Here is a 17,975-nt window from a genome sequence, read left to right as displayed (position 1 = left end):
GGTTCCTCCCACCGAGTTTCCTGCGCATCGGCGGCCAGGTGGGCCACGAGGTCGTCGAGGTGGGTGAGCAACTCGTCGGGGGGCAGGTCGATGTCGGCGAGGGTACGGACGGCGGTGCGCAGCCGTCCCATGGTGGCGGAGGCGTGAATGCCGTGGCCCACGACGTCGCCTACGACCAGAGCCACCCTGGCTCCGGACAAGGGGATCACGTCGAACCAGTCGCCGCCCACCCCAGCCCGGGCTCCGGCCGGAACGTAGCGGTTGGCGACCTCCACGGCAGTCTGCTCGGGCAGCCGCTGCGGCAGCAGGCTGCGCTGCAGGGTGACGGCCGTACGGCGCTCACGGGTGTAGCGCAGCGCGTTGTCGATGCAGACAGCTGCCCGGGCCGCCAGCTCCTCGGCCAGCACCAGGTCGTCCTGCTGGAACGGGTCGGGATGCCGGTGGCGCGTGAAGACGACGACGCCCAGGGTGGCGCCGCGCGCCGACAGGGGCACAACCATCATCGAGTGGAAGCCGAACTCGCGGATCCGGGAGGCCCGGAGCGGGTCGTGGGTCACCCAGTCGTTGATCGCGGGGTCGGTCACCTGGTGCAGCACGGTGCGTCCTGAGCGCAGGCCCGCCACTGGCGGGGAGTTCTCCGGGTACTCGTCCACCTCGCCCGGGGCGACGGCCGCCTCGGGGGTTCCCGGATACACGGACTGGTGGGCCATGCGCCGCAGCCTGAGAGGACCGCGCGCCGTCGGCGTTCCCCAGGCCGGCTCGTGCAGATCGTCGAGGGATGTCAGCAGATCGACGCTGACGAAGTCACTGAGATTCGGGACCGCCACATCCGCCAGTTCCTGCGCCGTCCGCGTCACGTCCAGCGTGCTGCCGATGCGGGTGCCGGCCTCGACGATCAGCTAGAGGCGATTTCGGGCCCAGTACTGCTCCATCATGTCGTGCGCGGAGCGACACACCCCTTGGAGACGGCCTTCCCGGTCCCGTATCGGCGACATGAGGACCGACCAGGCGTGCTCGCGAGTCTCCCCGGCAACCCTGTCTCGATGTGCTGCTTGCCGGTCTCCAGCACCCGCAGCATGGCCTGCTCCGCCCGGTCGCCCGCGTCGTCGTCTACGATCTCGTTCACCCGCAGCCCGCGCATGTCCGACTCGCTGAGGGCCACATACCGCTCCATGTCCTCGTTGGCGAGCCGCAGCCGAAGCCTGGTGTCGTACAGCGCCAGCGCGCGGTCCGGGGACTGGGTGAAGCTCCACGCCACCATGGGTTCGTCCGCGGGCCGGACCTGCGACCCGGCCAGCGGCGAGACGAGAAACCACGAGGCGCCTCCTCGCTCCGGCGTCCGGTGATGCGCCAACGCCCTGACCTGCAGACTGCGGCCGTCACGGTGGCGCAGAGCCAGCGTGCCATTCCACCTCGGTAACTCGGACAAGGGGAGGAGACCCTCCGTGGTGGGCGTGCGGGCGAGCAGCGAGGCTGCGGACGGCCCAGGACGTCCGCCGCCGCATACCCCAGAAGACGCTCGGCGCCCTCGCTCCACCCAGTCACGGTGCCGTGTTCATCCACGATGGCGCGTGCGGTCAGCCCCTCGCCGACGATGTCGACGGACCGCGCTTCGTGGCCGTCGTAGGTCCCCTGTTCCATGGACCCTCCACCCGCTCCACTCGCCAGGGCCCTGTGCCGCCGAGGCAACCCCGGGGCGCCGGACACTCCGGACTGTGATCCATTGTCGTGCTTGCCTGCCATCTCGGCATGTCCTGCGAACCTCGCGGGCAGCAGTACCCGCGAGGCGGGCCCGCCACCCTGGTCACAGGCGGCGGAATGTGGTGGGGCTCCCGGGGCACCCCTACGAACCCCGTGCACCGACGAAGTCGCATGTCAGGGCTTGTCGGGCGTCCATCGTGGCTGGAGGCCCGACCGAGAACACTGGCTCGACGCTTCAAGGGATGAACCGGATGATTCCGGCCGAACTCGCGAGTACACCGGTCGGAGGCCGTTCAGCCCTTGGCGCAGCGCAGGAACTCACAGCGGCTACTGTCGGGCGCATTTCAGCTTGTCCAGGTCGACTGCATTAGCCGTTTCCCGCATTCCCGCGATGCCCAGCTGGTCGAGGTAATCCTCGAAGGCTGTCGGCGGTCGCGGGTGCGCGCTTTCGCCGGGAGGCGTCCGCAGCAGGAGGTGCCATAGCGAAGGACGGCCGGCCTCGCCGTGATGTGGCGAGGCCGGCGACCTCAGGGGCCCGCCTAGCCGACGCCTAGCCGCGGGGTCACGTCGTACCCTTGGGGCGGGGCGAGACGCGGAGCGGGTGAACGCGATGGATCGGAACGTCACCGATGGGCCGCCGCGGGTCATGATCTGCGGCGAGTGCCGTCAGCTGGACTGCTGGAATCCCACGTCTTTCTGCAGTTGGGACTGTTTCGACGCCCGGCCCCGCGACCCTGACAGCGTGCCGTACGCCCTCTCCCACTTCCTCGGTTTCGGGCGGTCCACCCCGCTCAATCACCCCCGCAACCCCTGACCGCGCCCGCCACCGGGGCGGTTCCGCCCGCCGTCTCGTTGGCGAGGGCGCTCGACGGGCACGGTCGAGCCGGGCACTCGAAGCCCGTCGTCGGCTCGTCGGCGCACGCACGACGCCCCCGCCGCTTCGCGGCGGGGGCCAGGAGACCACTGTCAGAGGGTGTCGCGGTAGCCGCCGGTGGCGGTGCCGCGCTTCTCGATGAAGTGCTTGAACCGCTTGAGGTCGCCCTTCACCTGCCGGTCGAGCACCCCCATCAGGTCGGCGGCCTTCTCGGTCATGCCGCCGGGCTGGAAGTCCATCTCCATCATCACCCGGGTATGGGTGGCGTCGATCGGCTCGAAGCTGACCATGCCGGTCTGCTTCACGTCGCCGCTGGTGGTACGCCAGGCGACGTGGTCGTCGGGGACCTGGTCGACGATCTCGGTGTCGAACTCACGGGACACCCCGGCGATCTTCGTCTTCCAGTGGTTGTGCCGGTCGTCGATCTGGGTGATCTCCTCGACGCCGTCCATGAACATCGGGAACTCCTCGAACTGCGTCCACTGGTTGTACGCGGCGCTGATCGGCACGTCCACGTCGATCGATTCCTGCACCTTGCTCATCGCTGAACTCACCTTCGGATCGGTGTATCTCACGCGGTGGGCCGGGCACACACCTGCCCCGCCCACCGACCCTCATGTCGGGGGGTAGTACCGATTTCGCCCCCTGAAACGCCTCCCGGCAACCCGGCGAACCCACCTCGGACACGATCAGTGACCGCCGCATGGCGCAGGCAGGCCGCCCCGCAGCCCGCGCGGCGCGCCGCTGACGACCCCGCCGGACGGCAGGCGGTGTACAGCTGTCGGCACTCCGTCCCTACGGCGCTGTCGGGCGCGGACGGGGGGAACCGATGGCTCGCCGATGACCCGGCCACTGACCCGGTCGACGCGACCCAACCCGGCCCACGTCACCACACGTTGATCAGAGAAGCGGCCTGTGGATAGGGACCAACACGGACCGGGACGGTCTCGGTGCCTGCGATGTGAGGACGCCCCGGCACTACAACCGACCGGAGGGCCGTCCCTGCGGCGACCAGGGGGCCGGCACACTCGTCTGGAACCCCGCGTGCGGTGGCGCTGGATGTGCCACCCGAGTCCAGCCCGGACAGGCGCAAGCCCAATCCAGGTGCCTCTGGTGTCCAACATCCGGGGTCAGGCCCGTTCTCTCTCAGCTTGATGTTCGCCGCACTGGGCCGAACGTCTCCGCGAGCGCGTTCAGGCGCACCGCTACTGACGTACGGAAGAACGGCTCCGGCTCGCGCCAGGTGTCGCCGAGCAGCCGCGTGATTCTGTCGAGCCGTTGCAGGATGGTGTTGGTATGCGTTCCCATCAGCCGTGCCGTGCGGGCGGGGCTCGCGTTGCACTCCATGAACCGGTGAAGGGTGGACAGCAGGTCTGTTCCGCGCTCGGCATCCCAGCATCGGACTGGGCCGATCGTTCGGTCGATGAACTGTCCTACGGCGGTGGGGTCGTGGGCGAACATGGCGGTGTACGGGAGGTAGTTGTCGGCTTCCACCGCAGCGCCTCGGATGCCCAGGGCGGCGAGCACCCGGCAGCAGTCCCGGGCTGCGGAGAAGCGGACGCTGAGGTCGTTGAGCGTGGCGGCCGGGCGTGCGGCCACCGTCAGCACCTGGTCGGTGTCGGTTTCGGCGCACACGATGTTGCGGACTGTCGTCGCGGCACGCTGCGGGTCGGTCTCCGACAGGACGAGCGTCACGATGCCGTCGACCTCGCCGGCCACACCGGCAGGTGCGGCCGCTGCCTGCGCGGCCCTCAGCGTCGCACGGCGCTGATCGGGTTCCACCGTCACGACAACGACCGTACGCATGTCGTCCGGGTTCAGTCGGCGAGCTCGCAGCCGAGCGGGCAGGTTCTGGTGACGACGGATGTCGGTGCTGACCAGGTCTGCGAGGAGCTCGCCGCGCACTCGGTCTTCGGCGTAGAGGACCGCGTCCTGTTTGAGGGTGAGCAGCGCGGTGATCTGCGCGGCGCGCTCGATCGTGTGTTGCTCCATCGCTCCGAGGGTCATCGCGTCGGCACCGATGAGCAGGGCGCCGAGAACCATCTCGCCGGCGAGTACGGCGGCGGCCGCGTGGAAGGCCTGTTCCGGCGGTGTCAGCAGAGTGCAGCGTCCGGAGCGCCGGCTGTCTGCGATCGCCGATCGGACAGCGGGCGTGTCGATCACCGTGGCCGCGGGGCGCTCGTGGGACGAGGCGAGCACGGTGTGGTTCTCGTCGATGATGACGACCGGACGTTGCAGTGCCGCGCTCAGGGTCCGCGCGACATCGGTGGTTCCGCCTCCGCGCAGTACTGCAGCGGTCAGTTCCTCATGCATCTGGCCGGCTCGTTCCATCGCCTCAACGTGTTCGGTCAGCGCGGCGTTCGTGCGCTGTGTCTCGTTGGCGGCGTCCCGGGTTCGGTTGAGCAGACAAGCCGATTGCAGGACGACGGCGACGTTGTCGGCGAACGCCGACAACAGGGCCACCTCCTCCGGGGAGAAGGCATGCTCAACTCGGTTGGCGGCGAAGAGTACGCCCAGTACGTGGTCGCTGGCGATGAGCGGGACTCCGAGGATGGAGACGAGGCCTTCGGCGCGGACGGCGCTGTCGATGTTGTCGGCGTGAGGCACATCGTGCAGGTCCTCGTAGCGTGAGGTCCAGTGGGGAGCGCGGGACTCGACGATCTTGCCGGCCAGGCCGATCTCGGGCGGGACCCTCAGGTGATGGAAGGACGGGGCGACCGCTCCCGCGGTGGAACGGACCCGCAGTTCGCGCGAGGTCTCGTCGAACTCCGACAGGTAGGTGACATCGGTTCCGGCGAGGCTGTGTGCGCGCCGTACGAGCCGGTTGATCAACGAATCCACATCGTGAAGCTCGGCGAGGTCCCGTGCGCTGGAGAACAGCGCGGACAGTTCCTGTCCGCGCCGCTGCAACCGGACCATCGCGCCTTGGATCTCCCGGACTCGCTGGCTCACTTGCGTGACCGCGGCGGCGTCGAGCCGCTCACAGAGCAGCGCGGCCACGGCGTCCCGGTCTTCCGGTCGGCCTTTTGCAGCGAGATCGAGCAGCGCCAGGACGGAATGCACCGAAATGCCGGGCTGCCGCGATGCTTCGGCGTCCCGCGGTACCGGACCGGTTGGCGGGGTGGTGGCCGCGGCGCCGTTCGATGCGTCCGTCGGCGGCGGAGAAGCCTTCATGCGTGCCATCCTGTGCGAATCGTCCACCAGGAATCGGCATTATGAGTGCTCATCGTACGTATGGGCCACCACAGAGGACATTTAGAGTCGCTCTTGTGACAGCGGCGTCATCCACGGGATACCCACTGGACGCACATTCCACGGCGCGACGGCCTCTGGACGGCCGGTGCCTCCCCCTCGCAACCCGGTAACCGAGCCATGTACGCCGGTGCACGACGGACCCGGGCCCGCCGCGAGAGCGTCGCTGTCCGCCCCCTTCCTCCCTGTGTCCCACCATTCCCGTCCCTACGAGCCGCTTGCTCACCCCGTTGGGACCTGTCAGATCCGTTGAAGTGGAAGAGAACCCATGACAGTCAACAGCCGGCTTCCCGGTATGAGGGACCTGTCGATCCGAGAGCGCCGTGTCCGCGTCGCACAGGCGACCGCAGTGGAACCGAAGAGCCTGGACGTGCTCGATCCCGAGCGCGGGCTGACCATCGAGCAGGCCGACCACATGGTCGAGAACGCGATCGGCGTCCTGGGCATCCCGCTGGGCGTGGCGACCAACTTCATCGTCAACGGCCGCGACCATCTGGTCCCGATGGCCACCGAGGAGCCGTCGGTGATCGCCGCCGCCAGCAACGCTGCCCGGATCGCGCGCATCACCGGCGGATTCGTCACCTCAGTCACCGAACCGCTCATGCGGGCCCAGATCCAGCTCCTCGATGTCGCTGATCCGCACGCAGCCCGGCTGCGGCTGCTCGAAGCCCGTGGCGAAGTCATCGCGCTGGCCAACGAGCAGGACCCCCGGCTCGTCCACGTCGGCGGGGGTGTCCGCGACGTGATCGTGCAGCTGGTCGAGACTCCGGCCGGCACGTACGTGGTGCTGCACCTGATCGTGGACGTGCGCGACGCGATGGGTGCCAACACGGTCAACACCATGGCCGAGGCGATCGCCGACCGGGTCGCCGAGATCGCCCGCGGCCGGGCACTGCTGAGGATCCTCAGCAACAAGGCCGACCTGCGCCGGTGCCGGGCGCGTGCCGTCTTCGACGCCGCCGCGCTCGGGGGAGGCGAGGTGGTCGACAACATCCTGCATGCGGCAGCCCTGGCCGTCGCCGACCCGTACCGGGCCGCCACCCACAACAAGGGCATCCTCAACGGCATCACCGCCGTCGTCCTGGCCACCGGAAACGACACCCGCGCCGTCGAGGCCGGAGCCCACTCGCACGCGATCGACCGACACGGCAGGTACACGTCTCTCTCGCACTACGAGAAGGACACCGACGGCAACCTCGTCGGCACCCTGGAACTGCCTCTCGCCGTCGGTCTCGTCGGCGGGGCCACCAAAGTACACCCGGTCGCGCGGGCCGCCGTGGCGATGCTCGGCGTCACCACGGCCGGCGAACTCGGCGAAATCATCACCGCCGTCGGCCTGGCCCAGAACCTCGCCGCGCTGCGCGCCCTCGCCACCGAGGGCATCCAGCGCGGACACATGTCCCTGCACGCCCGCAACATCGCCATCACCGCCGGCGCGACCCCCGACGAGCTGCCCCTCGTCGTCGACCGGTTGACCGGCGACCGACTCGTACGCGGCGAACACGCCGAACAGGTGCTCGCCGAGCTGCGGGCCGACCGAGAGGCAGGCATCCGATGAACCACACCGGCCCACCCCCCTCCCACCAGGAGGACCCGGTCTACGTCGAGGTGTGGAACGACACCGTCGACCCGCGCCACCTCTCCGCGTCGCTGCTGCTGGGAATCGCGTTCGGACTCCCGCTCTTCCTTCTCACACGCGCTCTTCTGCGCGGCCGTCTGGACACCGCCGCCCTCGCGGACGGCTACGCCCTGCTCGTGGGACTGGCCGCCTGCGTGGCGGCGGGCGCCGTGTGCGTACGCCTGTTCCCGCCCAAGCGCCGCTTCACCAACGACGCCGAGGCGTCCTCAGCACTGCGACGCGCCGCCCTGGCCGAATCGGCCCGGGACTCCGACACCACGACGCCCGACCGGCTGCCCGCAGCCGTACGGGCCGAGCTGACCGAGCTCGGCCTGCTGGATCCCGACGCGGCGCACGATGCCGCGACAGAGCCTGTGGAAGGGACTGAATCACGATGATCACCGACCTGCTCTGGGCCCTGGCCATGGGCCTGACCGGCGCCCTCGTCTTCGCGGGGATAGGCCTAGTCTCCGGCACCGACGAGACCTCGACGCTCGGCCCCCTCACCCTGCTGGTGGTACTGCTCGGCGTCCCACCCGCCGGTGTGATCACCTTCTTTCTCGCGAGCGCGATCGCCAAGCACATGACCCACGCGATCCCGACCACGCTGCTGGGCATCCCCGGCGACACGACCGCCGTGGCACTCCTGGACGACGCGTGGGCGATGCGACGCATCGGCGCCCCGCACGTCGCCCTGCGCAAGGCCCTGGCCGGCGGACTGCTCTCCGCCGCAATCGCCGTCCCGATCGCGGTCGGCGTGGCCTCACTGCTCGCCCCGTTCGCCGAGCCCGTGAAGGAGATCGTGCCGTACGTGTTCGTGGCGGTCGCCCTCGTCGTCGCGTACTTCTCGCCAGGCCGGTGGGCCGCCATCGCGGGGCTGGCTCCGTTCACGCTCGTCATCGCCGCGCTGAGCCGCTTCGCCAAGGACGTGCTGGACAAGCCGCTGAGCATCAGCTTCTTCCTAGGCATCGCGATCGGGCCGCTGGTCATCGACCTGCTCATCGCCGCCTCCCGCTCCGGCCGCGGCGCACTGCCGCGCAGCGCGGGCAAGGAATTCTCCCTGGCTCCAGAAGCCGTTGCCCCACCCGGATGGTTCCCCAATCCGTTCAAGGTGCTGACGCGCGGACAGACCGCCGTGACCGGGGCGATCGCAGCGGTGACGTCGACGACGTTCATGCTCAGCCCGGTCGCCACCGCCGTGATGGCAGGTGAAGCCGTCGGCTCACGCATCAAGCACCCCTACCAGCGTCTGAGTACGCTTATGGCGGTCAAGAACGGCACGACGGAGTCGACGTACATCGCCGAGACGCTGATCCCCCTGATCGCCTTCGGCCTGCCGCTCAGTCCCGTCGCCGCAGGCCCTGCCGCCGCGCTGTTCAACGCTCCCCCGGTCTTCACCGTCAAAGGCCAGGTGCACAACCTGCACACCCTGCTGACCTCCTGGCAATTCCTGGTCTTCGGCCTGCTCGCCGTTGCCATCGTCGCGACCGTCATCTATCCGCTGGCCATGCGCCACGCCCGCCCCACCAGCGCATGGGTAGCCCGTCGCATCAGCCACGAGGCGCTCATCGGGGCGTTCGCCGGACTGATCTGCGTGGTGGCCTGGTACGAAGGCGGCGTTCTTGGGCTGCTCGTCACCGTCAGCGTCGGCGCACTGGCGGGAGCATTCCACCGCCTGCTCGGTATGACCTCCGGCGCCCAGTACATGGCCTTCTACGTGGCCACCCTCTCCGTCCCCCTCCTCATCAGCTGACGCCGTGACCACCCGGACTCGGAACACGCTGCCTCGCATCACCCGCGGACACGGGCTGCCGGAAAAGGTCCGCATCTACGAGGTGGGCCCTCGCGACGGCCTCCAGTCGGAGGCCGCCCGCGTCCCCACCGCCGTCAAGGCCGAGTTCATCCGGCGGCTCGCCGGTGCGGGCCTGACCGTCATCGAGGCCACCAGCTTCGTGTCCCCGCGGTGGATACCCCAACTCGACGACGCACACGAGGTGCTTGCCGCCGTGGGAGCACTCGGGGGCATCCGGCTCCCGGTACTGGTCCCCAACGACCGCGGCCTGGACCGCGCGTTGGCCGCCGGCGCCCAGGAGATCGCCGTCGTCGCCAGCGCAACCGAATCCTTCTCGAAGAACAACCTGGGTCGGTCCGTGGATGGCGCGCTGGCAATGCTCGAGCCCGTCATCCACCGGGCCCGCGCCGCGAACCTGCCGGTGCGTGGCTACGTTTCCATGTGCTTCGGCGACCCCTGGGAGGGAGAAGTCCACCCGCGGCAAGCCGCCACGGTCGCCTACCGGCTGGTCGACATGGGCTGCACCAGCTTGTCCCTGGGCGACACCATCGGCGTGGCGACCCCCGGACACGTCCTGGAACTGCTGGAGGCAATCCATGCATTCGACATAGCCGGCGAGCGGATCGCCCTGCACTTCCACGACACCTACGGACAGGCGCTCGCCAACGTGCACGCCGCGCTGACCGCAGGCATCACCGAGTTCGACAGCTCCGCCGGAGGCATCGGCGGATGCCCGTACGCACGCGGTGCGACCGGCAACCTCGCCACCGAGGACCTGCTGTGGATGCTCACCGGCCTCGGCATCGACACCGGGGTCGACCTGTCGGCCCTGGCTGCCATCAGCCGGTGGATGGCCGAGCACCTCGGCCGCCCGAGCCCTTCCCGCGTTGTGACCGCCCTCGCCAACCGGGCGCCTGCCACGACGGACCGCGCCGTCCCGGTGGACGGAGACTGATCCCCGTCTGAACTTCCGCCTTGGAGCCCGCCGCCAAACACGCCCTGAGCGCCACGGGGATCGGATGCGGCTTCGGGGACGGTCCGACCGTCGGTCTCACCGTGCGGATCCTGGCGTGGGTCGCCATGGCAGCCGGCGATCGCGGCGGGGCCCGGTGCTCACCGGCGTGTTCCTGGGTGTCCAGCGGAAGACAGGCCTGACCGACCATGTCCCGGTCGTATGCGACGACACCACCGATCGGCTGAGGGCCGCAGCCACGACCTCCTGTCGTATGAGGCCTACGCTGCCGCCGGCTTCGACGGCCTGCGCGAGAGATCGCGTCGACCCAAGACCAGTCCGACTCGGCTGCCCGCCACCGTGGAGGCCCTGGCCTGCGAGGGTTGTCGTCGGGTAGTGACGGTTCATGATCCCTGCGGTATCCCGTTGTGTGAGGCATCCGGAGGGTGAGGGCCTGACCGCTGAGCGTCGGGCATTCCGCGCATGGTTTCGCGGACGAGCGGTGCACGCCGGCCCGGGTGCAGAGCGTGATCCACCGACGGCTGCGGCTCAGTCTCTCGGTCCCGGGTAGCCACGGCCCCACCCGGCGCAGCGCGTCGATCACCGGCCCGTGCGGCAGGGCTGGCGGAGGGGATGGCAGCCCATGATCTGCACGCGAAGGCCCGGCCCACCGAGCTGATCGCCGACGCCTCGGCGATCAGCTCGGTGGGGTGCGAACCCCGCTTCCCCCGGTTCCGTCGGGCACCACCACCGGTGGGTAGATCTTGACGCTCCCGCTGAACCTCTGACATCTTGGCAAAAGTTGCTTAAAGTTAGTTGATTAAAGTCATTTTCAAGCAGCATCCATGCTTTTTCATGCGTCCTTCCAGCCAGAGCGGCGACGGCAAGGGCTTGTGGTCCTGGCCCCGGCCCCGATCACGCTCGCCGACGTGGCCCACGACCCGGTGGTGGAGGGACCGGCCCACACCGGGCGTGTTCACGGCGGTGGCGGTCACCACCGCCACCGGCGCTCCACCGCGACGGCCACACCCGCCCGGCCGACGGGAACGAGTTCCGCCGCAACAGAACCGGCGGACGCACCGCCATAGCGCCTCGCTGCCCCCTGACCTCGAACCCCGGCACCCGTGTCGACTGCTGAAAGTGACGGACATGCGCCTGTTCCCCAGACCTCCCCAGACCTCCTTGGGCACCGCGGCTCCGGTCGTGCGCACTCCTGGATCGGCCCAGGGCCCCACGCGGCACGGCCGGTTACCCGGGACGATTCGCGGCGCGCATCTAGACCAGGTGGGCGTGTCGCACACGGGTTCCGCTTGTCCCTGCTCCACGGCCCGGGCTCGTGGCCTCCGCTCGTCGACTCAGTCGCGGGAAGGACGGCCGTGAAGGCCAGGAACGTGCGGCCCGCAGGTGCGGCTGCCGTGTTGGCCGCCGCGATGGCGTTCGGTTCAGGCTCCGTCCAGGCTGCCGCGTCGACCCCGAAGGCGGCGTACGACGGCCTGTCCAACAGCCTGACGAGCTACCAGCTCGCACCCGGAGTCATCATGAACGTTGGGTCCGCCGACGACCCGTCGCCCAACCCGTCGCAGGTGCACGGCGTCCTGGGCATGCCGTCGGGGCCCGGCCCTCACCCGGTCGTCCTCGTTCTGCACGGCGCCCATCCCGTATGCGTGTGGCCAGGCGTGACGCCGGGGACAGCCCGGCATCCGGTCACCGCTCGATGGCCGCTGGTGTGCGCACCGCCGGGTACGAGGAAGGCTGACAGTCCCGGGTTCGGTCCGTCCTACATGCGCCTTGACACAGGCCTGTCCCACGCGGTGGAGGCATTGACGCGTGAGGGGTTCGTCGCGGTTTCCGTCGACGTGGTGAGCGCCCAGGCCGCCTGGGCGGGTGAGCCCGACTCGGGCAGGGGCTATAGCCAGCTGATCGACGCGCACCTCGGACTGCTGGCCGACCTGAACAGGGGTGTCATGCACGGCCTGCGGATCCCCGGAGTGAAGGGGCGGATCGACACGGGCAGGGTCGGGCTGGTCGGACACAGCCGCGGGGGCGGATACGTCCTGTCCGGTGCGGCGGCCGCACGGCCGGGGCTGTTCGCCGTCGTCGCCGTCGAACCGGAACTCAGCGACACGGCCGCGCACACGGTCCCGGTCCTCACCATCCGCGGTACCTGCGACGAGGACACCGGCCCCGCCGCCGGCCAGGACTGGATGAAGGAACTGGCCATGTCGCACTCCACCAGGGTCGCCGTCGACGCCGTTCTTGCGGGCGGGGGCCATGCGATGCTCAACACCAACCTCGACCCGGCCCTCGCCGCCGCAGCACAGGCCTGCCCCGGTGGCGCGGTCGCCGACCCGGCGGCCGCGCGCGACCAGGTCGGCCAACTCGGCGCGGCATTCATGGCCCAGGCCCTCCGCAAGGCAACCCACTACACCCTGCCGACCGTGGACGGCCAGATCACCGGCCGCAACCTCGTCGAGAACGGCCCCGCCGCCACCTTCCGCCCGGCTGGCGGCGCCGGCTACACCGACCCGCTCGCCATCCGCACCACCACCTCCGGGAACCGGCTGCTGCCCGCTGTCCCCAAGGGGCTCAAGATCAACAGGACCGGCGACATGGGAGCGGTTGAAGGCGGGCCGCCGACGTGACAGATCGAGGCCGCCCGGCTGCGGACCGAGGGCGAGCGCCGCCGCGTGGCCGGGTGCCCCACCGGCGGGAGAGCGCCTCGATCAGCGCGACTCGGGCCCCAGGGTGGCGCCGGAGCTGACCCAGGAGGTCTTCTCGCACGGTTTCACCACGAAGGCCGCCCAGGAGGGCGAGCGCGGCATCGGACCGGCGCTCACCCGGTTCGTCTGCCAGCGACGCGGCGGCGAGGTCGCGGTGACCAACACCGCCGACGGCGCCATGTTCACCGCGCGGATGTCCGTCGGCAGCGCCGTCCGTACGGCACCGGAAGGCCCCCCGATGATCGACGTCCTGGTCGTCGACGACGACTTCATGGTGGCCGGCATCCACCTGGCCTTCGTCGACCGCGTCGCCGACGACGACTTCGTCGAGTCTTTCCGGGTCGTCGGTACGGCGAACACCGGCGAGCAGACGATCGCGGCGGTCGCCGAGCTGCTCCCCGACCTGGCCCTCCTCGACCTCTACCTCCCGGGCATGTTCGGCCTGGACGTCATCCCCCGGCTGCGGGCCGCCGGGCACGACTGCGACGTCATGGTGATCAGCGGTGCCGGGAACGCCGGGTCCGCCGAGGACAGGTATAGGGGCAGGTAATTCCACGCTGCCCCGGACGGCCCAACCGGGCGAGACTCAACTGCGCCCCCACGCTCGGGCACTGTGCACGGGCCCGGCGAAACCCTCGTCGGTTCCCTGTCAGGCCCGCAGTTCCCCGTCTCCCCCCGACCCACCACTTATCGAGGTGAAATGACTGACAGTCGCATAGCCGTCAGGACGGGCCGCCCGTTGGCGTCCGTACTGACGCTGCTGGCGCTCGTCGCCGCGCTCCTGGGGGGATCCCTCGCGTCGTCGCCACCGGCCGCCGCTGCGGATCACAGGATCGCCTGGCGCTACTACCACACGGACAGTCCATCCGTTCGTGCGACCAACTATCAACAAATGATCACCAGCCTGCGAGCCACAGCCAGTTCCTATCGTGGCTCCGTGCAGCGCACGGGGCAGGGCAACATCGCGCTCGTCGTCACCTTTGGCGACGACGAACACCTTAATCTCTTCTTCAGCGCAGAGAACATGTACCTCATTGGATTCGAATCCTGGGGTTCGAACACTCCCGCCTACGCATTCCGCGAATCCATCGAGCGGGTCCGCCAGCTCACCGGCGGGCGCCCGGTGATCGCGCTGCCCATGGGATCCGACTATCCCGCCCTGGAACGAACGGCAGGCGTGGGCCGCGGTGAACTGCGCTACGGCTCCGAGTCGATGCTTATGGCACTGACCGGCCTTCGCGCCTACCAGGGCGGCGCGACCGGTGTCACCAATCCGCAGCTCGCCCGCGCCGCCCTCCAGGTCGCCGCGATGACTGCCGAAGCTGCGCGCTTCCATCACATTTCGGAGTTCATGGGCAATCAGGTGGGCGCGCCGTCCCCAGGGAATCCGCTGCCCGCCGACTACCTCGTGGAGGAGAACAACTGGGGCCGGCTCTCCAACTACGCAGCCCGCCTGAGTCAGGACCCCACCCACGAATCGGAGGTGATCGGCCCACGGCGCTACAGCTCCTTCCAGGACGTCTCACTGGTGCTGGCGATAGCCCTTTCGAGCGCCATCGACCGCACCTGCAAACGGTCGGTACAGTCGCCGACCACGATCGGGGGTGGTTCCCTCGGAGGAGAGCTGTCCGACAGTCCGACGGCGGTCAGCCAGGCACCGAACAGTCTTGACGTCTTCGTCCGAGGCTCGGACGGCCATCTGTACAACAAGCACTACAACGGCGTGTCCTGGCACGACTACCTCGATCTCGGTGCACCGACTGGCGGCGGGATCGTCGGAATCCCCGCGGCGGCGTCGCCGGAGAACGGTCGCCTCGACGTGTTCGTCCGCGGATCGGACAACGCGCTCTGGCACAAGTGGTACGTCAACGACACCTGGTCCGCGTGGGAATCCCTCGGCGGATCCCTGGCCGACAGTCCGACGGTGATCAGCCGGGGGCCCGGGAACCTCGACGTCGTGATCCGGGCAACCGACCAGGGCGTGCGGGTGAAGAGCTGGCAGTCCGGAAGTCCCTGGACGGACTGGACGGTCCTCGGCGGCAGTCTGCGCGGCGTGCCCGCGGTGGTGTCGCCGGAGAACGGACGCCTCGACGTGTTCGCCCGGGGATCGGACAACGCGATCTGGCAGAACAAGTACGTCAGCGGCGCCTGGTCCGGCTGGCAGTCCCTCGGCGGTTGGCTGACCACCGATCCTGTAGCGGTGCCCCTGGAGCACGGAGGGGTGGAGGTGTTCGCCCGCGGATTGGACAACGCGCTCTGGCACAAGTGGGCCGTCAACGGCACCTCGTCCAGTTGGTTGTCCTTCGGCGGCTCCCTGGCCGACCGTCCGACGGCGGTCACTCAGGCACCCGGCAGTATCGACGTCTTCGTCCAGGGCTCGGGCAGGGACCTGCGGGCGAAGAGCTGGGCGACCGGCAGGGCCTGGACGGACTGGCGGAGCTTCGCCGGCGATCTGCGCGGTGTACCCGCGGTGGTGTCGCCGGAGAACGGGCGCCTCGACGTGTTCGTCCGCGGGTCGGACAACGCGCTCTGGCACACGTCGTACGTCGAGAACAGCACGACGGGATGCGGCCGGCTGCAGCACGACGAGCTGTGATGCCACGTCAGCCCCGGCGATGAACCGGTGACCGTTTCGACCGGTCGTCAGAGCTGAACAGGGCTGGAGCGCCCGGCGGTCGTGACGACCGCCGGGCGCTTCGCCGTTGGCGTCCCGGAACCAACCGTCCGATGGAGCCTGTCCGGCGGTGCGCGGCGGTATCGCCTCGAATGACGTCGGCCAGGTCGCGCGCCACCGCCGGCGGGCACCGCACTGTTTGACGGCCCCGGAGTTCCGGTCTCCAGGCAACTGGTCCGTCTGCTCCTTCGCTGTCGGTCGGCCCCTTTCCCGTCTGCTCCACCGTCTACCCGAAGTGCGGTGTGTACATGGCTGCGGGTGGTGCGGTGGTGTTGACGGGGGTGGTGAGGATGGATCCTGCGAGTGCGGGGTTGGTGGTGAGGCCGTGTCGGGCGGTGGTGATGAGGAGGGTGCCGGTGGGGGTGAGGCAGACGGAGGTGGGTTGGGGGGTGGGGAGGTGGATGCGGTTGGTGAGGGTGCCGTCGGGGTGGTAGCGGTGGATGGCGGAGCCGCCCCAGAGGGCGACCCAGAGGTGGTGGTCGTGGTCGACGGTCATGCCGTCGGGGGCGCCGGCGTGGCCGGTGCGGGTGAACTTCTCGCGGTGGGTGATGGTGCCGTGGGTGTCGAGGGTGCAGCGGTGGATGGTGCGGGTGGCGCTGTCGGCGAGGTAGAGGGTGTGGCCGTCGGGGGTGAAGGCGGGGCCGTTGACGATGGTGAGGCCGTCGAGGACGTGGTGGACGGTGCCGTCGTGGTCGGTGCGGTAGAGGTTGCCGGCGCCGGGGGTCGCGTCGTAGGCCATGCTGCCGGCCCAGAACCTGCCGTGGGGGTCGCAGACGCCGTCGTTCATGCGGACGGGGACCCGGGCGCGGTCCTCGGGGCGGGCGAGCCAGTCGGTGGTGCCGTCGGGTGCGATCAGGGCGATACCGGTGCCGGCGGCGGCGATCCAGTGTCCGGGGCGGCCCGCGACGGGGGCGACGGCACCGAGGGGGACGGGCAGGCGCAGGAGTTCACGGGCGCGGACGGGGGCGGGGGTGGGTGCGGGTGCGGGGGTTTCGAGGAGGCGGCCGGTGAGGATGTCGGTGAAGACGAGGCGGTCGTCGACCCAGCGGGCGCCTTCGGCGAGTTCGTGGGTGCCGCGGGCGTGGACGGTGATGCGGGGGGCGGTGTCACGGATGGGGGGCATGGGGGTCCTCGGGGTCAGCGCAGGGTGGTGCCGGCGGGGGTGTCGAGGAGGGTGAGGTCGGTGCGGGTGGGCAGGCCTTCCCAGTCGCCGCGGGTGGCGACGGCGAACGCGGCGGTGGCGGTGGCGCGGTGCAGGCGCTGTTCGGCGGTGAGGCCGTCCAGGACACCGGAGAGGTAGCCGGCGACGAAGGCGTCCCCGGCGCCGATCACGTCCACCACGGGCACCGACCGGGCCGGGGCGTGGTGGGTTCCGTCGCGGCCGGTGGTGACGCTTGCGCCGTCGCCGCCGCGGGTGATGACCACCTCGCGGGTGCCCTGGGCGAGGAGGGCGGCGATGGTGTGCTGCTCGTCGAGGGCCGGGTCGGGGGCGAGGAGGTGGAGTTCGTCGGCGGAGGCGATGAGGATGTCGGCGTGGCGGGCCAGGGGCAGCAGGGTTTCGCGGGCCTGCTGGTGGGTCCACAGGCGGGCGCGGTGGTTGACGTCGAGGCTGACGGTGACGCCGAGTGCGCGGGCCCGGGTGGCGGCGGTGAGGACGGCCTGGGCGGCGGTGGGGCTGAGGGCGGGGGTGATGCCGGTGAGGTGGAGGATGCGGGTGGCGGGGTTCAGGGTGGTGAGGACGTCGTCGGGGTGGAGGGCGGATCCGGCGGAATGCCGGCGGTAGTAGTGGACGGTGGCGAGGTCGCCGATGCCGTCCTCGCGCACCAGCAGGCCGGTGGGGCGGCCCTGGGTGTCGGTGCGGGCGTGGGTGGTGTCGACGCCTTCGGCGCGCAGGGTGCGCAGGACGAGCGCGCCGAACGGGTCGTCGCCCACCCTGCCGACCCAGCACGTCCGGTGGCCGAGGCGGGCCAGGCCGATGGCGACGTTGGCCTCGGCTCCGGCGACGGACAGTTCCATGGGCGGGGCGAGCCTGATCGGGCCGGTGGCCCGCAGTACGGCCATCGCCTCCCCCACGGTCACCACCTCGGGAACCGCGGTGCCGACCTCGGGGGCGGTGGGGATGGTGGTCATGCGGTCACCGCCCGGGTGAGCGCGGCGCGCCACTGTGCGGCGCGGGTGCGCAGCGCGGCCTGGTCGCCGCCGTCGGCGGCGTCGCCGACCAGGGGCGAGCCGGCTCCGACGGCGACTGCTCCGGCGGTGAGGTAGGCGAGGGCGGCGGTGGCGTCGATGCCGCCGACGGGCACGAACGGCACGTCCGGGAACGGGGCGCGTAGCGCGTTCAGGTAGGCGGGGCCGCCGAACAGGGCGGGGAAGAGCTTGACGGCGAGGGCGC

11 protein-coding genes and 4 pseudogenes are annotated in these 17,975 nt (G+C 70.2%); 8 read left to right on the top strand and 7 right to left on the bottom strand.

From position 1 onward, the window contains the following. Positions 1-92 precede the first annotated feature (92 nt). The 4 genes and pseudogenes from PUR61_RS45400 to PUR61_RS17945 form a co-directional block, all read right to left on the bottom strand. Positions 93-827, bottom strand: a pseudogene (locus PUR61_RS45400) (GAF domain-containing protein); the annotation flags it as partial. Positions 828-931: 104 nt separating this feature from the next. After that, a complete protein-coding gene (locus PUR61_RS45395) occupies positions 932-1,261 on the bottom strand; it encodes a PAS domain-containing protein (RefSeq protein ID WP_443035190.1) in 330 nt (109 codons plus the stop codon). A gap of 1,406 nt (positions 1,262-2,667) precedes the next feature. Further along, positions 2,668-3,117 (bottom strand): SRPBCC family protein, encoded by a 450-nt coding sequence (locus PUR61_RS17950; protein WP_329879896.1) that lies wholly within the window; start codon positions 3,115-3,117, stop codon positions 2,668-2,670. Positions 3,118-3,721: 604 nt separating this feature from the next. Beyond that, a complete protein-coding gene (locus PUR61_RS17945; protein WP_329879895.1) occupies positions 3,722-5,758 on the bottom strand; it encodes a helix-turn-helix domain-containing protein in 2,037 nt (678 codons plus the stop codon). A gap of 337 nt (positions 5,759-6,095) precedes the next feature. On the opposite strand from PUR61_RS17945, the gene PUR61_RS17940 reads away from it, so the two are divergent. From PUR61_RS17940 to PUR61_RS17905, 8 genes and pseudogenes are all read left to right on the top strand, one after another. Continuing rightward, positions 6,096-7,385, top strand: coding sequence for a hydroxymethylglutaryl-CoA reductase, degradative (locus PUR61_RS17940; RefSeq protein WP_329879894.1), 1,290 nt, complete (start codon positions 6,096-6,098; stop codon positions 7,383-7,385). Further along, positions 7,382-7,843, top strand: a complete 462-nt coding sequence (locus PUR61_RS17935) for a hypothetical protein (protein ID WP_329879892.1) — start codon at positions 7,382-7,384, stop codon at positions 7,841-7,843. Before PUR61_RS17940 ends, PUR61_RS17935 begins: the two co-directional genes overlap by 4 nt. Then, on the top strand, positions 7,840-9,198 hold the full coding sequence (locus PUR61_RS17930; RefSeq protein WP_329879891.1) for a tripartite tricarboxylate transporter permease: 1,359 nt from the start codon (positions 7,840-7,842) through the stop codon (positions 9,196-9,198). Before PUR61_RS17935 ends, PUR61_RS17930 begins: the two co-directional genes overlap by 4 nt. Before the next feature lie 4 nt (positions 9,199-9,202). Beyond that, entirely contained in the window at positions 9,203-10,192 is a 990-nt protein-coding gene (locus PUR61_RS17925) for a hydroxymethylglutaryl-CoA lyase (RefSeq protein ID WP_329879890.1), read from the top strand. A gap of 1,778 nt (positions 10,193-11,970) precedes the next feature. After that, a complete protein-coding gene (locus PUR61_RS17920) occupies positions 11,971-12,831 on the top strand; it encodes a dienelactone hydrolase family protein (protein ID WP_329879889.1) in 861 nt (286 codons plus the stop codon). An 85-nt stretch (positions 12,832-12,916) separates the two neighbouring features. Next, positions 12,917-13,141: pseudogene (locus PUR61_RS17915) on the top strand (sensor histidine kinase); the annotation flags it as partial. Between the two features lie 6 nt (positions 13,142-13,147). Beyond that, a pseudogene (locus PUR61_RS17910) lies at positions 13,148-13,450 on the top strand (response regulator); the annotation flags it as partial. A 198-nt stretch (positions 13,451-13,648) separates the two neighbouring features. After that, complete coding sequence (locus tag PUR61_RS17905) at positions 13,649-15,505, top strand: ribosome-inactivating family protein (RefSeq protein WP_329879887.1); 1,857 nt, start codon at positions 13,649-13,651, stop codon at positions 15,503-15,505. A gap of 304 nt (positions 15,506-15,809) precedes the next feature. Here the strand turns inward: PUR61_RS17905 and PUR61_RS17900 are convergent, their stop codons facing one another. The 3 genes and pseudogenes from PUR61_RS17900 to PUR61_RS17890 form a co-directional block, all read right to left on the bottom strand. Beyond that, positions 15,810-16,706, bottom strand: a complete 897-nt coding sequence (locus tag PUR61_RS17900) for an SMP-30/gluconolactonase/LRE family protein (RefSeq protein WP_329879886.1) — start codon at positions 16,704-16,706, stop codon at positions 15,810-15,812. 14 nt (positions 16,707-16,720) lie between these two features. After that, on the bottom strand, positions 16,721-17,713 hold the full coding sequence (locus PUR61_RS17895; protein ID WP_329879885.1) for a sugar kinase: 993 nt from the start codon (positions 17,711-17,713) through the stop codon (positions 16,721-16,723). Continuing rightward, a pseudogene (locus PUR61_RS17890) lies at positions 17,710-17,975 on the bottom strand (bifunctional 4-hydroxy-2-oxoglutarate aldolase/2-dehydro-3-deoxy-phosphogluconate aldolase); the annotation flags it as partial. The gene PUR61_RS17895 and the pseudogene PUR61_RS17890, both read right to left, overlap by 4 nt.

This window comes from Streptomyces sp. BE20, from assembly GCF_036322525.1.
Classification (GTDB): domain Bacteria; phylum Actinomycetota; class Actinomycetes; order Streptomycetales; family Streptomycetaceae; genus Kitasatospora.
The sequence above is the reverse complement of the archived record's forward strand: the minus strand, read 5'-3'. Positions and strand labels throughout refer to the sequence as shown.

Coding starts and splice junctions, on each gene's coding strand:
- PUR61_RS17895 (WP_329879885.1), bottom strand. CDS start 17,713: ATGACCACCATCCCCACCGCCCCCGAGGTCGGCACCGCGGTTCCCGAG.
- PUR61_RS17950 (WP_329879896.1), bottom strand. CDS start 3,117: ATGAGCAAGGTGCAGGAATCGATCGACGTGGACGTGCCGATCAGCGCC.
- PUR61_RS17935 (WP_329879892.1), top strand. CDS start 7,382: ATGAACCACACCGGCCCACCCCCCTCCCACCAGGAGGACCCGGTCTAC.
- PUR61_RS17930 (WP_329879891.1), top strand. CDS start 7,840: ATGATCACCGACCTGCTCTGGGCCCTGGCCATGGGCCTGACCGGCGCC.
- PUR61_RS17920 (WP_329879889.1), top strand. CDS start 11,971: ATGCGCCTTGACACAGGCCTGTCCCACGCGGTGGAGGCATTGACGCGT.
- PUR61_RS17945 (WP_329879895.1), bottom strand. CDS start 5,758: ATGGCACGCATGAAGGCTTCTCCGCCGCCGACGGACGCATCGAACGGC.
- PUR61_RS45395 (WP_443035190.1), bottom strand. CDS start 1,261: ATGGTGGCGTGGAGCTTCACCCAGTCCCCGGACCGCGCGCTGGCGCTG.
- PUR61_RS17940 (WP_329879894.1), top strand. CDS start 6,096: ATGACAGTCAACAGCCGGCTTCCCGGTATGAGGGACCTGTCGATCCGA.
- PUR61_RS17900 (WP_329879886.1), bottom strand. CDS start 16,706: ATGCCCCCCATCCGTGACACCGCCCCCCGCATCACCGTCCACGCCCGC.